Raw genomic sequence first — 13,714 nt, forward strand, 5'->3', positions numbered from 1 at the left:
CCCTCCTCCGTGTTCGGCCCCAGCCCCGCCCGCCACGAGGGCCGGTGGCGGGGCGGCTAGGCTGGCTTACCGTGCTCGTACTGGTGGTGGACAGCTCGACTCCCGCGGTTACCGCCGCTCTGGTGGAGGTCTCGGCGAACGGTGTGGCGTCCCGGGCGCACCGGTGCACGGTCGACGCCCGCGCGCACGGCGAACTGCTGGCCCCTCAGGTCGACGCGGTTCTCGCCGACGCGGACGCGCGCCCGCGTGACCTGGGTGCGATTGTCGCCGGGCTCGGCCCGGGGCCGTTCACTGGGCTGCGGGTCGGCCTGGTCACGGCCGCCACGATGGGCCAGGTGCTCGGCATTCCCGCGTACGGCGTCTGCTCCCTGGACGGCATCGGCTACCCGGCGGCGGCCGGCGAGCCGGTGCTGGCCGCCAGCGACGCCCGCCGCAAGGAGCTCTACTGGGCCGTCTACGACGGCGCCGGCCAGCGGATCGTCGGGCCCGAGGTGTCCACGCCCGCGGTGGCCGCCGCGCGCGCCCGGGAGCTGGGGGCGACGGTTGCGGTCGGCGACGGCGCCCACCGGTACGCCGAGATCCTGAACCTGCCGGTCCGGGTCGAACCGCGCTACCCGGACGCCACCGTGCTGGCGTTGCTCGCCGCGGAGCGGATCCGGGCCGGCGCACCCAGCGAACGGCTCACTCCGCTGTACCTGCGCCGTCCGGACGCCGTGGTGGCGACGGCCCGCAAGCCGGTCCTCCCGTGAGCGCGAGGAGTGAGCTGGGTTTGCGAGCCCCGCAGTCGCGAACAGAGGTGGCACCGTGAGCGCGAGGAGTGAGCTGGGTTTGCGAGCCCCGCAGTCGCGAACAGAGGTGGCACCGTGAGCGCGAGGAGTGAGCCGTGTTTGCGAGCCCCGCAGTCGCGAACAGAGGTGGCACCGTGAGCGCGAGGAGTGAGCCGGGTTTGCGAGCCCCGCAGTCGCGAACAGAGGCGCGACCGTGAGTGTGCGGCTGGAGCCTTTCCGCTGGTGGCACATCGACCAGGTGCTGCCGATCGAGGCTGACCTGTTCGGCGCCGAGCAGTGGTCGCCGGCGATGTTCTGGAACGAGCTGGCCAGCGGGCACTACTACCGGGTGGCCGTCGGCGAGGACGGCCGGGTGCTCGGTTACGCCGGGCTCGCCGGGGCGCCCCCGGACGAGGTGTGGGTGCAGAACATCGCGGTCCGGCGCGACGCCCAACGACGCGGCGTCGGCCGTGTCCTGCTGGAGGAGTTGCTCGCCGAGGCGGCCCGGCGTGGCGTACGCAGCATGCTGCTGGAGGTCGCCGTGGACAACGCCGCCGCGCAGCGGCTCTACGCGACGTACGGGTTCGAGCCGATCGGGGTGCGGCGCGGCTACTACCAACCGAGCAACACCGACGCGCTGGTCATGCAGCGCGTCGCCGAGCCGACCGGAGACGGACCACACGACCATGGCTGACGAACCGCTGATCCTGGGCATCGAGACCTCCTGCGACGAGACCGGCGTGGGCATCGTCCGGGGGCACACCCTGCTGGCCGACGCGCTCGCCTCCAGCGTCGAGGAACACGCCCGTTTCGGGGGCGTGGTGCCCGAGGTGGCCAGCCGGGCCCACCTGGAGGCCATCGTGCCGACCATGGACCGGGCGCTGAGCGAGGCCGGCGTCACGCTGGCCGACATCGACGCGATCGCGGTGACCTCCGGTCCGGGGCTGGCCGGCGCGCTGCTCGTGGGCGTCGCCGCCGCCAAGGGGTACGCGCTCGCCGCGGAGAAGCCGGTGTACGGCGTCAACCACCTGGCCGCGCACGTCGCGGTGGACACGCTGGAGCACGGTCCGCTGCCCGAACCGGCCATCGCCCTGCTGGTCTCCGGCGGGCACTCGTCCCTGCTGCTGGTCGACGACCTGGCGCGGGGCGTGACGCCGCTCGGCGCCACCATCGACGACGCGGCCGGTGAGGCGTTCGACAAGGTGGCCCGGCTGCTCGGCCTGCCGTTCCCGGGCGGGCCGCCCATCGACCGCGAGGCGCGGGCCGGCGACGCCGCCGCGATCGCCTTCCCGCGCGGCCTGACCGCCGCGAAGGACCTCGCCGCGCACCGGTACGACTTCTCGTTCTCCGGGCTGAAGACGGCGGTGGCCCGCTGGGTCGAGGCGCGGCAGCGCGCCGGCGAGCCGGTTCCGGTTGCTGACGTGGCCGCGTCCTTCCAGGAGGCGGTCTGCGACGTGCTGACCACGAAGGCGCTCGCCGCCTGCCGTGCGAACGGGATCGAGACCCTGGTGATCGGCGGGGGAGTGGCGGCGAACTCGCGGCTGCGGGCGTTGGCCGAGCAGCGGGCCGAGAAGTACGGCATCCGGGTGCGGGTGCCCCGCCCGAAGCTGTGCACCGACAACGGGGCGATGGTGGCCGCGCTCGGGTCACACCTGGTCGCGGCGGGGGTCGCGCCCAGCCGGCTGGACCTGCCGGCCGACTCGGCACTGCCGTTGACCACGGTCAGCGTGTGACGGGGGCGGCGGACATGATCGTGCGGATGTGGGAGGCGCGCGCCGAGGCGTACGGCGTCGCCGACCTGATCACCTGGGTGTGCGACACCGCCCTGCCCGAGTTGGAGCACGACCCGCTGCACGTGTCCAGTGAGGTCTTCTCCTCCACCGACCACCTCGTGGTGGTCATCTCCAAGTGGCGCAGCAACCCGCGCCCGCTGCCCGAGCCGCCCGCCCTGCTGGTGGCCCGGGCTCCGCACTCCTGGGACTTCACCCAGGTCGACCGCTGACCCGGCCGACCCGGCTCCGCCGTGAGCTGCGGCACCATCGGGGGATAATTGGTTCGCCCGGGTCGATGAGGCCGCCTAGCGTCGAGCCCCTATGCGCTTCACACTGGCCGGCGATCCCGGCGTACCCGATGCCCGCTCGGCAACCCGCTATCTGATCTGGTTGGCGAGCCGGCACAAGCGGCTGTTCACCGTGGGTATCGCGCTCGGTGTGGTGTGGATGGTGGCGCAGGCGCTGATGCCGGCCGCCGTCGGCCGGGCCGTCGACGGGCTGGCCCGCCGCGACGAGGGCGCCCTGCTCACCTGGGGTCTGGTGCTGTTCGGGCTGGGCGTGCTCCAGGCGGTCGCCGGGATCCTGCGGCACCGCTGCGCCGTGCACAACTGGCTGGCCGGGGCGTACCGGACGGTGCAGTTGACGGTGGAGGCGGCGAACCGGCTCGGCGCCGCGCTGCCCCGCCGGGTGGCCGCCGGCGAGGTGGTGAGCATCGGCACGGCCGACATCGGCCAGATCGGGCACGCCATCGACATCACCGCCCGGGGCGCCGGTTCGCTGGTCGCGATCGCCACCGTCGCCGTGATCCTGCTGAACGCCTCGATGCCACTCGGGCTGGTCGTGGTGCTCGGCGTGCCGGTGCTGATGGCGGTGGTGGCGCTGCTCATCCGGCCGCTGCACCGCCAGCAGCAGGCGTACCGGGACGCGGAGGGTGCGCTGACCACCCGGGCCGGCGACATCGTCTCCGGGCTGCGGGTGCTGCGCGGCGTCGGGGGTGAGCCGCTGCTCTCCGCCCGTTATCGCGCCCGGTCACAGGAGCTGCGGACGCGTGGCCTGCGGGTGGCCCGGGTCGAGTCGCTGCTGGAGGCGGCCCAGGTGCTGCTGCCCGGCGCCTTCCTGGTGCTGGTGACCTGGCTGGGCGCCCGGTTCGCGCTGCGCGACCAGATCAGCGCCGGGCAACTGGTCGCCTTCTACGGCTACACCGCGTTCCTGGTCAACCCGTTGCGCAACCTCACCGAGGCGGTCGACAAGTTGACCCGTGGGCACGTGTCGGCCCGCCGGGTGGTCCGGCTGCTGCGACTCACCCCGGAGCTGGTCGACCCGGCGCAGCCGGTGGCGCTGCCCGACGGGCCGGGGGAGGTGGCCGACCCCGACTCCGGGGTGGCGCTGCGACCCGGCCAATTCACCGCGCTGGCCACCACCGCCCCGGAGGACGCGGCCGCGATCGTGGACCGGCTCGGCCGGTACACCGATTCGGACGCCACGCTGCACGGCGTACCGCTGCGGTCGCTGGCGCTGACGACGGTGCGCGCGCGGATCCTGGTGGCCGACAACGACGCACATCTGTTCACCGGCCGGCTCCGCACGGAGCTGGACCCGCACGACCGGGACGACGACGACGTGCTCACCGAGGCGCTGGTCGCGGCGAGCGCGACGGACATCGTCGAGGCGCTGCCCGACGGGCTGGACAGCCTGGTGGCCGAGCGCGGCCGGGAGTTCTCCGGGGGGCAGCGGCAGCGGCTGCGCCTGGCCCGTGCGCTGGTCGCCGACCCGGAGACGTTGCTGCTGGTGGAGCCGACCAGCGCGGTCGACGCGCACACCGAGGCGCGGATCGCGCAGCGGTTGGGCGCCGCCCGTGCCGGCCGGACCACCCTGGTCTGCACCACCAGCCCGCTGGTGCTCAGCCGAGCCGACCGGGTGATCTTCGTGGAGGACGGCAAGGTGGTGGCCGAGGGGACGCACGCCGAGCTGCTGGACGGCGAGCCGCGCTACCGGGCGACGGTCAGCCGGGAGGAGAACTGATGGCCACCGCACTGCCGGTCGCCGACGCGCGGCAGGTCCGCCGGTACGCGCGGACGCTCGTCCGCCGGCACCCGCGCGCGCTGGCCGCCGCGCTGGGCCTGCACGCGCTGGCCGCCGCCGCCGGGTTGGTCGCCCCGCGGCTGCTCGGTGACCTCGTGGAGGGCATCTCCCGGGGCGTCGCGCAGTCCACGGTGGACCGGGTCGCGCTGCTCATCGGCGGTTTCGTGGTGGCCCAGTCGGTGCTGGTCCGGTTCGCCCACCTGGCGTCGGCCCGGCTCGGTGAGCGGGTCCTCGCCGAGCTGCGCGAAGAGTTCGTGGACCGCGTCCTCGACCTGCCGCTGGCCACCGTCGAGCGTGCCGGCACCGGGGATCTGCTCACGCGCACGTCCCGGGACGTCTCCGCGCTGTCGCGAACCGTCCGCCTGGCGGTGCCCGAGACGCTGATCGCGGTGGTCACCAGCGGGTTCATCGTCGGCGCGCTGCTGCTGATCGGCCCGCTGCTCGCGCTGCCCTGCCTGCTGGCGGTGCCGCTGCTCTGGGCCGGCGCCCGCTGGTACCTGCGCCGCGCCCCCGCCGGCTACCTGCGGGAGAACGCCGCATACTCGGACATCACGGACGGGATCAGCGAGACCGTCGAGGGCTCGCGGACCACCGAGGCGTTGCGGCAGCAGGCGCGCCGTCGGGCCCGCACCGACACGGACATCGGCCGGTCGTACGCGGCGGAGCGCTACACCCTCAACCTGCGGACCGTCTTCTTTCCGGTCGCCGAGATCGGGTACGTGGTGCCGGTGGTCGCCACGCTGCTGATCGGCGGCTGGTTCTACCTGCGGGGCTGGGTCAGCCTCGGCCAGGTCACCGCGGCGACCCTCTACGTGCAGCAGTTGGTGGACCCCGTCGACCGGCTGCTGTCCTGGTTGGACGAGCTCCAGGTGGGCGGCGCCTCGATGGCCCGCCTGCTGGGGGTGGCCCGTACCGGTGAGACTTCCGCCGCCGGCGTTCCGGCTCCTGTCGCACCCTCCGACGGCGGCCCGGAGCAGCTCGCGGCCCGTGACGTCCGGTACGCGTACCGGGCCGGGCGGGACGTCCTGCACGGGGTGACCCTGGTCCCGCGGCCGGGCGAGAAGCTGGCCATGGTCGGGCCGTCCGGCGCCGGTAAGTCCACGCTGGGTCGGCTGCTGGCCGGGGTGCACGCCCCGCGCAGCGGCTCGGTGACCGTGGGCGGCCGGCGACTGGACGAGCTGCCGCTGGACGAGCTGCGCTCGCACGTCGCCCTGGTCACCCAGGAGCACCACGTCTTCATCGGCTCGCTACGGGAGAACGTGGCCATGGTCCGGCCCGGCGCCGACCCGGCGCAGGTGCGGGCGGCGCTCGCCGCGGTCGCCGCCCTGGACTGGGCCGAGGCGCTGCCCGACGGGCTGGACACGGTGGTCGGCGCCGGCGGTCATCCGCTCTCCCCGGCGCAGTCGCAGCAGGTGGCGCTGGCCCGGCTGGTGCTGGCCGATCCGCACACCCTGGTGCTCGACGAGGCGACCTCGTTGATCGACCCGCGCGCCGCCCGGGAGCTGGAACGGTCCCTGGCCGCCGTGCTGGCCGGCCGTACCGTCATCGCCATCGCGCACCGGCTCTTCTCGGCACACGACGCCGACCGGGTGGCGGTGGTGGAGGACGGCCGGATCACCGAGTTCGGTCCGCACGACGAGCTGGTGGCGGCCGGCGGCTCGTACGCCGCGCTGTGGCGCTCCTGGCACCACAGCGACGAGCCCGGCGACCGGCCCGCCACCAGCGAGGCAGGCGACTAGCTCCGGCGCAGCATCCGGTAGGTGGCGATCCCGCCGGTGCCCAGCGCGGCGAGGAAGACCAGCCAGACGACGGTGCTGCTGACCCCGACCTGCGGGCCGGTGTTCGCCGCGGCGGCGGCCAGCAGGCCGTCGTTGCCGGGGGCGGGCAGCGCCGCTGGCGGCAGTTCCGGCCAGCGGACCAGCCCGGTGCTCTCCAGCATCTGCATGTGGTGCATCACGAAGCCGTTGGCGTCGTCGCAGAGCTTGCGGACGGTGGCGTCCCGGGTGCTGGCCCGCACCGCCCCGATCACCGGGAAGATCTTCCCGTGGGCCACCCGGAGCCGGGTGACGAAGATCTGGTCGAACCGGGCGCCGGAGGCGTTCTGCATCTCCGACAGCCAGCCCTTCTGCTCGGCGGTCGGCTCGCTCGGGATGCTCGCCCTCAACCTGTTGGCGGCGTCGACGACGAGCTGGTCGAGCTTCTGGTGCTCGTTGGCGATGCCCGCGCCGATCTCCCGGACCTTGGCCGACTGCCCCTTCTCGGCGGCCATCTGACCGGCCGGCATCTCCCACAACCCGGCCAGCCGCACCCCGTTGAGCAGTGTCATGTCGGCGGCGTTGAGCTGCTGCCCGCCGGCGGGCGCGGCGACGGCCACGCCCGGCAGGACAGCGATCCCCGCGATGACGGCGATGAGCAGCATCGCCGCCCGGTGGGTCCGGTTGCCCAGCCGGCGACGGGCGGATCTGAGCGGTGCCATGTCTGCGGTGCCTCCTCGGTCCGGACCGAAACGCGTCTGGACCGGGCAGCCGTATGCTGCCGGCTGCCCGTCCGTCCACTGATACGGACTGACCGCCCGATCAGTTCACCGGTTGGCGGGGCGGGTCAGCGGGTGACGGCGAGGAAACCGCCGAGCAGCAGCAGGGTGAGCGCGGCGACGGCGAAGAGCACCAGCAGCTCGCGGCGGCCGTGCGCAGTGGCATCTCCGCCGGTCGACGCGTCGGCGGCCAGGGCGGGCAGGTCGCGGGTCAGTGCGGCCAGGTCACCGAGGGTGCGGGCGGTCCACACGGCGCCGACCCGGTCGGAGAACTCGTCCAGGGTGAGCCGGCCCGCCGTGGTGTGCCGGTGCAGCTCGGCGACCACCCGGTTGCGGTCGTCGTCGGAGGCGCGCAGCTCGACATCCACGCCGGACAGGGTACGCGGATCAGCCCACGTCGAGGGGGTCGGCGAGCAGCCGTTCGAAGGCCAGTTCGGCGGCGCCGATCAGGGGTGCGTCCTTGCCCAGTTTGGGGGTGCGCAGCCGTACGTGCTCCAGGCAGGCGTCGAGCGCGTTGGAGTTGAGCCGGCTGCGGATCTGGGCTGCCGCGGCGAGGTAGAGGTCGCGCATGGTGCCGCCGAAGATGACCATCTCGGGGTTGAAGATGTTCACCAGGTTGGCCACCCCGAAACCGAGCCAGTCACCGGCCTGGCGAACCGCCGTCTGGGCCCGGGCGTCGCCCCGGTCGGCGGCGTCGAAGACCGCCAGCAGCGCGTCCCGGCCCCGGGCGTCGGAGCGCCCGGCGGCACGGAGCAGGCCGTGTTCGCCGATCTCGGTCTCCCAGCAACCCCGGGAGCCGCACTCGCAGGGCATGCCGTCGCGGACCACCTTCATGTGGCCGACCTCGCCGCCGTACCCGCCGTGCCCGGTCAGCCGACGCCCGCCGGCGATGATGCCGGCGCCCACGCCGACGTCGCCGTACAGGTAGATGACGTTGTCGCAGCCGGCGGCGACACCTCGCGCGTGCTCGGCGAACGCGGCCACGTCGGCCACGTTGCCCACCGTGATCGGCACGTCGATGCCCAGTTCGGCGCCGAGCGCCGCGCCGATCGGCTCGTCCACCCAGCCGGTGGTCGGGCCGAGCCGGACCAGGCCGTCGTCGCGGCGGACCATGCCGCAGACCGCCACGCCGGCGCCGACGCAGATCGCGTCGGCCGGCACGCCCTGCTGCATCTCCTTGACCGCGCCGGCCAGCAGCGGCGCCGCCTCCGCGGCCAGCAGGCCGCGCGGCCGGTCCAGCTCCCGCTGGTCCAGCACCGCGCCGCCCAGACCGATCCGGGCGGCGCGCAGCCGATCCACCTCCACGGAGTACGCGTACGCGAACACCCGGGCCGACTCGGGCCGGACGACCAGCGACGGTCGTCCGGCCCGGCCGGTCTCCCGGGGCGCTCCCTCGCTGACCAGCCCCACGCCGGCCAGGTCGGCGGTGAGCGCGCCGATGGTGCTCCGGTTCAGGCCCAGCGTGGTGGTGAGTTCGGCACGCGTGGTCGCCCCGTGGACGTGCACGTGTCGCAACAGGGCCCCGAGGTTCTGCCGTCGAACCTCGTCCTGGCTCGGTGCCGGGCGCATCGCGGTGCCACCTCCCGCGGTCAGCGGGTGCCGGTAGCGGCGGCGCGGCGGCGGGAGAGAGCGTCCACGCTGGCGGCGAGGAGAAGCACGACGCCGGTGACCACGTACTTGACTCCCGCGCTGTACCCCATCAGACCCATTCCGTTTTCGATGACCGCGACCACCGCGCCGCCGAGCACGGCGTCGAGGACGCGGCCCTTGCCGCCGAAGAGGCTCGTGCCGCCGATCACCGCCGCGCCGACCGCGTAGAGCAGTACGTTACTGCCACCCGTGTTCGGGTCGACCGAGTTGGCCCGGCTGGCCGCCACGATGCCACCGACGGCGGCCATGGACGAGCAGATCACGAACACCGAGATCCGGATCCGGTCGACGTTGATGCCGGCCCGGCGGGCCGCTTCCCGGTTGCCGCCCACGGCGTAGATGTGCCGGCCGTAGCTGGTGCGTTGGAGCACGAAGGTCCAGACGATCAGCAGCACCGCGATGACCGGCACCACGATCGGCACACCCTTGAGCGAGACGATCAGTACGTTGCGGCTGCGCTCCAGGTTGAGGACGTACACCGCCGTGCCGAGGATGACGGCCAGCCCGGCGATCCGGAGCGCCACCACCGCGATCGGGTCGGTGATCAGACCGCGGGCCACGCGGTTGCGGTGGCGCAGCAGTTGCACCGCCGCGTAGCCGACGACGGCGAGGACGGTCAACGCCCAGCCCAGGGTGGGGGCGAGGTTGCGGTTGGCGATGGCGACCAGCACCTCGTCCCGGACGGAGATGTTGGTGCCCTCCTTCACGAGCAGCAGCACGATGCCCTGGAAGGCGAGGAAGCCGGCGAGGGTGACCACGAATGACGGAATTCCGATCTTCGCGACGAGCAGACCGAGGCCGGTGCCGATGACCAGTCCGGTGGCGACCGCGGCGAGCACGGCCACCCACCAGGGGTAACCGAGGACGGTGACCACATTGGCCAGCACCGCGGCGCAGACCCCGCTGGCGAAGCCGGCGGAGAGGTCGATCTCGCCGAGCAGCAGCACGAAGACCAGACCCATCGCGATCAGCGTGACCGCCGCGCCCTGGGTGAAGAGGTTGGCGAAGTTGCCGGCCGACAGGAACGAGGACGGCCGCATGACCGCGAAGACGGTGCAGAGCACGATCAGGCCGAGCACGGCCGGTAACGCGCCGACGTCGCCACCGCGTACGCGCTTCCAGTAGGTGCGGACGTGGCCTCCGACGGTCGGCGGCGGTGTGACGGCCGCAGGGCCGTCCTTCCGCACGGCGGTGGTGGTCATCGGTCGCCTCCTGAGGTCGAGTCGGCCGGCTGCGCGCCGTTGCCGTTGCCGCCCGGGTCGGTGGCGGGGCCGAGCCCGCCCGAGCGCCCGGCGGTGATCAGTTCGACCACCTGGGCATGGGTGATGTCGGTGGTCTTCACCTGGGCGACCATCTGGCCGAGGTACAGCGCGGAGATCCGGTCGGAGACGGCGAAGACGTCGTTCATGTTGTGCGAGATGAGCACCACGGCCAGGCCGTTGTCGGCGAGCCGGCGGACGAGTTCGAGCACCTGGGCGGTCTGCGCCACGCCGAGCGCCGCGGTCGGCTCGTCCAGGATGACGAGCTTGCTGTTCCACAGCACCGCCTTGGCGATGGCCACGGTCTGGCGCTGACCGCCGGAGAGGCTGGAGACGTGCTGGCGTAGCGAGGTGACGGTGCGGATGGAGAGCCCGGCCAGCGTCTCGGCGGCGAGCTGTTCCATGGTCGGTTCGTCCAGGACGATGCCGCTGCGCCGTTCCCGGCCGAGGAACATGTTCTGCACGATGTCGAGGTTGTCGCAGAGCGCCAAGTCCTGGTAGACGACCTCGATGCCGAGGGCGGCGGCGTCGCGGGGGTTGCTGATGCTCACCGGTTCGCCGTTGAACAGGAACTCGCCGGCGTCGGTGGGGTGGATGCCGCTGATGCACTTGACCAGGGTCGACTTGCCGGCGCCGTTGTCGCCGACCAACGCGGTCACTTCGCCGGGGTGGACGGTGAAAGCGACGTCGCGGAGCACCTGGACGGGACCGAAGCTCTTGTCGATCCCGCGTAGTTCCAGCAGGGGGGTCGCGGACACGGGGGGTCTCCTTCGCGGAGGGTCGGGGCCCGTCCGGCGGGCGCCCGCCCGGCACGGGAGGGTGCTCCCGTGCCGGGCGGCGTGTGTCGTCCCGGCGGTACTGCGGCTGTGGTCAGCTGATGCCGGCGTCGGCGCAGAGTTTGGCGTACGCCCCGGCGCAGACCTCTTCCTTGGTCACGTAGCCGTCGGCGATGACGTCCTTGACGTTCTCCTTGTAGATGGCCTTGGGGGTGAGCAGCACCGAGGGGACGTCCCGGTTGCCCTCCGGGTCCTTCACCGTCTGGCCGGTGTCCTTCTTCTCGCCCTTGGCCAGCGCGATGGCCAGGTCGGAGGCAGCCTTGGCCTCTTCCCGGACGGCCTTGTAGACGGTCATGCACTGGTCGCCGGTGAGGATGTTCTGGAGGCCTTCCGTGCTGGCGTCCTGCCCGGTCACCGGCACCTTGCCGTTGAGCTTGTTCTTCTTCAGCACGGAGATGGCCGCGTTGCCGAGACCGTCGTTGGCGGCCAGCACGCCGTCGATCTTGCCGTTGGCCTTGGTGAGCTGCTGCTCGAAGATCGTGGTGGCCTGCGCGTTGTCCCACGCCGGCACGGCGTCCTCGGGGCCCTTGACGTACTCCTTGGCGTCGAACTTCGGCTTGAGCACCGAGTCGTAGCCGTTCTTGAACAGGGTGGCGTTGTTGTCGGTGGGGGAGCCGTTGAGGTACGCCACGACCGGGTTCTTGGCGCCCTGGTCGGTCAGGCACTTGGCCAGGCCCTCGCCCTGGAGCTTGCCCACGGTCTCGTTGTCGAAGCTGACGTAGTACTGGGCCGAGCCGCCCAGGGTGAGCCGGTCGTAGTCGATGGTGGCGACGCCCTGCGACTTGGCCTTGTCGAGCACGGCCTTGCCGGTGCCGGAGTCCAGGTTGACGATCATCAGGGCGGTGACGCCGCTGGTGATCATCTGGTCGGCGATGGTCTGGAAGGCGGTCTTGTCGTTCTGGGCGTTCTGGATGTCGTACTGGACGCCGGCGGCCTTGAACGCCTCTTCCAGGAACCGACGGTCCGCGCTCTCCCAACGGGCGGAGGACTTGCTGTCCGGGAGGATGACGCCGATCTTGGGGGTCTTGGCGGAGCTGGCCTGGTCGTCGCCGGAGTCGCCGCTGCAGGCGGTCATGCTGCCGGTCGTGAGCAGGCCCACGGCGGCGATGGTGAGGAGCCCCTTACGCATGTGCAGGGTCCTTTCGGGGTGGGGGAGGTGTTTCTTTTGTTGTGCCCGGCAACGTATTTCCCCTGCGCACGGTCCACAAGACCGCCGGAGCGTCAAGTTTGTTGGGAGCAATAACAATTCAGCAACGCGACTGTCACTCCCCGGTCATCCAGGGGAGACGACGGTGGACAGCAGCCGTCAGCGGCTCTGCAGCGCCGCCGTACGCGCGTCGGTCAACACGACCAGATCCGCCGCGGCCAGTTCGAGCTGAAGACCGCGCCGCCCGGCGGAGACATAGATCGTCGGTAGGTCGAGCGCGGAGTCGTCCAGCACGGTGGGCAGCCGTCGGCGCTGCCCGAGCGGGCTGATCCCGCCGCGCACGTAGCCGGTGGCCCGTTCGGCGACCGCCCGGTCGGCCAGCGCCGCCCGCTTGCCGCCGACCGCCGCCGCGAGCGCCTTGAGGTCGAGCTCGCCGGTCACCGGGACGACCGCCACGGTGAGCGCGCCGTCAACCTCGGTCACCAGCGACTTGAACACCCGCTCCGGCGCCACGCCGAGCGCCTCCGCCACCAGCGCGCCGTAGTTCGGCGCGTCCGCCGCCACCCGGTACGGGTGGGTGCGATGCGCGATCCCGCGCTTGACCAGCAGCGCCGTTGCCGGAGTGCCCTGTCCCGCCACGGCACCGAACCTAGTCGACCGGCTGGCAGATCAACACGGTCGGCCCCCCGGCAACCCTGGTGAGGACCAGGCTCGCCGCCGCGTCACCCGCCAGCCGCAGGTCTCGCCGGAGCTGCTCCGGGGTGAGCGCGGAACCCCGCTTGAGGATCTCCACCCGGCCCACCCGGCGCTCCCGCAGCAGGGCCCGCAGGCGCTTGAGCGAGAACGGCAGCACGTCGGTCACCTCCAGGCAGCGCGCGTACGGGGTGCGGGTGGGGTGGTCGGCGTAGAGGTAGGCGATGCTCGGGTCGCCGAGCGTGGCGTCCAGCTCGCCGGCCAGCTCGGCGACGAGGTGCGCGCGGACCACCGCCGCGTCCGGGTCGTACAGGTAGCGGCGGACCGGCCCGACCGGCGCCTCGGCGGCGCCCGAGCCGGTGAGCTGGTGGCGGCGGGTCTCGACACCCTCCTGGCGGTACAGGGTCGCCCGCCGGGGCACCTCCGCCAGCTCGCCGCACCAGAGCGCGGCCTCGACCAGGTCGCCGTCCACGCCGACCCACTCCGCCTCCGCGCCGGCCGGAATGAGCGCGTGATCCAGGCCCGGGGCCACCTTGACCACGGTGCGGGGCACCCGCTCGGCCAACCCGGTGACGAAGTCCCACGGCGGTGAGTAGGCGCGCGGGTCGAAGATCCGCCGCCCGGTGCCGGCCCGGCGCCGGGCCGGATCGCAGAAGACGCCGTCGACCCGGGAGACGTCGAATGCGGTGGCGTCGCCGCACTCGACCGTGAACAGCTCGGTCAGTCCGGCCGCGGCGGCGTTGGCGGTGGCCATCTCGGCGGTCACCGGGTCGGCCTCCACCCCGTACACCCGGATGCCGACACGGGCGGCGGCGAGCGCGTCGGCGCCCAGGCCGCAGCCCAGGTCGGCCAGCGTGCGGACGCCGGCCTCGCGCAGCCGGGCGGCCCGGCGGTCGGCGACCACCCGGCGGGTGGCCTGCTCCAGCCCGGGGCGGGTCAGGAACATCCCGGCGGCGGCCCGGGCTGGAGCAGGCC

14 protein-coding genes are annotated in these 13,714 nt (G+C 73.0%); 6 read left to right on the forward strand and 8 right to left on the reverse strand.

Going from position 1 to position 13,714, the window contains the following annotated elements; genetic code table 11:
* Positions 1-71: 71 nt before the first annotated feature.
* The 6 genes from tsaB to DKT68_RS26125 all read left to right on the forward strand — a co-directional run bounded on the left by tsaB (position 72) and on the right by DKT68_RS26125 (position 6,360).
* The gene (tsaB, locus tag DKT68_RS26095; RefSeq protein ID WP_109820026.1) at positions 72-749 is read left to right on the forward strand and encodes a tRNA (adenosine(37)-N6)-threonylcarbamoyltransferase complex dimerization subunit type 1 TsaB; all 678 of its coding nucleotides are present in this window, start codon (positions 72-74) and stop codon (positions 747-749) included.
* Between the two features lie 238 nt (positions 750-987).
* Positions 988-1,461 (forward strand): ribosomal protein S18-alanine N-acetyltransferase, encoded by a 474-nt coding sequence (gene rimI, locus DKT68_RS26105; RefSeq protein ID WP_109820027.1) that lies wholly within the window; start codon positions 988-990, stop codon positions 1,459-1,461.
* Positions 1,454-2,500 (forward strand): tRNA (adenosine(37)-N6)-threonylcarbamoyltransferase complex transferase subunit TsaD, encoded by a 1,047-nt coding sequence (gene tsaD, locus DKT68_RS26110; protein WP_109820028.1) that lies wholly within the window; start codon positions 1,454-1,456, stop codon positions 2,498-2,500. Before rimI ends, tsaD begins: the two co-directional genes overlap by 8 nt.
* A 14-nt stretch (positions 2,501-2,514) precedes the next feature.
* On the forward strand, positions 2,515-2,769 hold the full coding sequence (locus DKT68_RS26115) for a hypothetical protein (protein WP_109820038.1): 255 nt from the start codon (positions 2,515-2,517) through the stop codon (positions 2,767-2,769).
* A 91-nt stretch (positions 2,770-2,860) separates the two neighbouring features.
* On the forward strand, positions 2,861-4,561 hold the full coding sequence (locus tag DKT68_RS26120) for an ABC transporter ATP-binding protein (protein WP_109820029.1): 1,701 nt from the start codon (positions 2,861-2,863) through the stop codon (positions 4,559-4,561).
* Positions 4,561-6,360: an ABC transporter ATP-binding protein gene (locus tag DKT68_RS26125; RefSeq protein ID WP_109820030.1), complete on the forward strand. Its 1,800-nt coding sequence runs from the start codon at positions 4,561-4,563 to the stop codon at positions 6,358-6,360. Before DKT68_RS26120 ends, DKT68_RS26125 begins: the two co-directional genes overlap by 1 nt.
* Here the strand turns inward: DKT68_RS26125 and DKT68_RS26130 are convergent.
* From DKT68_RS26130 to DKT68_RS26165, 8 genes are all read right to left on the reverse strand, one after another.
* Positions 6,357-7,097, reverse strand: a complete 741-nt coding sequence (locus tag DKT68_RS26130) for a DUF4142 domain-containing protein (protein ID WP_109820031.1) — start codon at positions 7,095-7,097, stop codon at positions 6,357-6,359. The two genes, DKT68_RS26125 and DKT68_RS26130, sit on opposite strands and share 4 nt — an antisense overlap.
* 125 nt (positions 7,098-7,222) lie before the next feature.
* Entirely contained in the window at positions 7,223-7,522 is a 300-nt protein-coding gene (locus DKT68_RS26135; protein WP_109820032.1) for a DUF1707 SHOCT-like domain-containing protein, read from the reverse strand.
* 19 nt (positions 7,523-7,541) lie between these two features.
* Positions 7,542-8,723 (reverse strand): ROK family protein, encoded by a 1,182-nt coding sequence (locus DKT68_RS26140; protein ID WP_109820033.1) that lies wholly within the window; start codon positions 8,721-8,723, stop codon positions 7,542-7,544.
* A gap of 20 nt (positions 8,724-8,743) precedes the next feature.
* Entirely contained in the window at positions 8,744-10,006 is a 1,263-nt protein-coding gene (locus DKT68_RS26145) for a sugar ABC transporter permease (protein ID WP_109820034.1), read from the reverse strand.
* Complete coding sequence (locus DKT68_RS26150; protein WP_109820035.1) at positions 10,003-10,821, reverse strand: ATP-binding cassette domain-containing protein; 819 nt, start codon at positions 10,819-10,821, stop codon at positions 10,003-10,005. The genes DKT68_RS26145 and DKT68_RS26150 overlap by 4 nt, the downstream gene beginning before the upstream one ends.
* 112 nt (positions 10,822-10,933) lie before the next feature.
* Positions 10,934-12,028 (reverse strand): sugar ABC transporter substrate-binding protein, encoded by a 1,095-nt coding sequence (locus DKT68_RS26155; protein ID WP_109820036.1) that lies wholly within the window; start codon positions 12,026-12,028, stop codon positions 10,934-10,936.
* Between the two features lie 177 nt (positions 12,029-12,205).
* Positions 12,206-12,685, reverse strand: coding sequence for a Cys-tRNA(Pro) deacylase (gene ybaK, locus DKT68_RS26160; RefSeq protein ID WP_109820037.1), 480 nt, complete (start codon positions 12,683-12,685; stop codon positions 12,206-12,208).
* 10 nt (positions 12,686-12,695) lie between these two features.
* A partial coding sequence (locus DKT68_RS26165) for a THUMP-like domain-containing protein (protein WP_109820039.1) occupies positions 12,696-13,714 on the reverse strand: 1,019 nt, incomplete at its 5' end.

The sequence above is a fragment of the Micromonospora acroterricola genome (assembly GCF_003172955.1).
GTDB lineage: Bacteria > Actinomycetota > Actinomycetes > Mycobacteriales > Micromonosporaceae > Micromonospora > Micromonospora acroterricola.

Excerpts from the sequence above, each read along its gene's own strand:
- tsaD (WP_109820028.1), top strand. The coding sequence starts at position 1,454 with ATGGCTGACGAACCGCTGATCCTGGGCATCGAGACCTCCTGCGACGAG.
- DKT68_RS26115 (WP_109820038.1), top strand. The coding sequence starts at position 2,515 with ATGATCGTGCGGATGTGGGAGGCGCGCGCCGAGGCGTACGGCGTCGCC.
- DKT68_RS26120 (WP_109820029.1), top strand. The coding sequence starts at position 2,861 with ATGCGCTTCACACTGGCCGGCGATCCCGGCGTACCCGATGCCCGCTCG.
- DKT68_RS26125 (WP_109820030.1), top strand. The coding sequence starts at position 4,561 with ATGGCCACCGCACTGCCGGTCGCCGACGCGCGGCAGGTCCGCCGGTAC.
- DKT68_RS26130 (WP_109820031.1), bottom strand. The coding sequence starts at position 7,097 with ATGGCACCGCTCAGATCCGCCCGTCGCCGGCTGGGCAACCGGACCCAC.
- DKT68_RS26140 (WP_109820033.1), bottom strand. The coding sequence starts at position 8,723 with ATGCGCCCGGCACCGAGCCAGGACGAGGTTCGACGGCAGAACCTCGGG.
- DKT68_RS26145 (WP_109820034.1), bottom strand. The coding sequence starts at position 10,006 with ATGACCACCACCGCCGTGCGGAAGGACGGCCCTGCGGCCGTCACACCG.
- DKT68_RS26155 (WP_109820036.1), bottom strand. The coding sequence starts at position 12,028 with ATGCGTAAGGGGCTCCTCACCATCGCCGCCGTGGGCCTGCTCACGACC.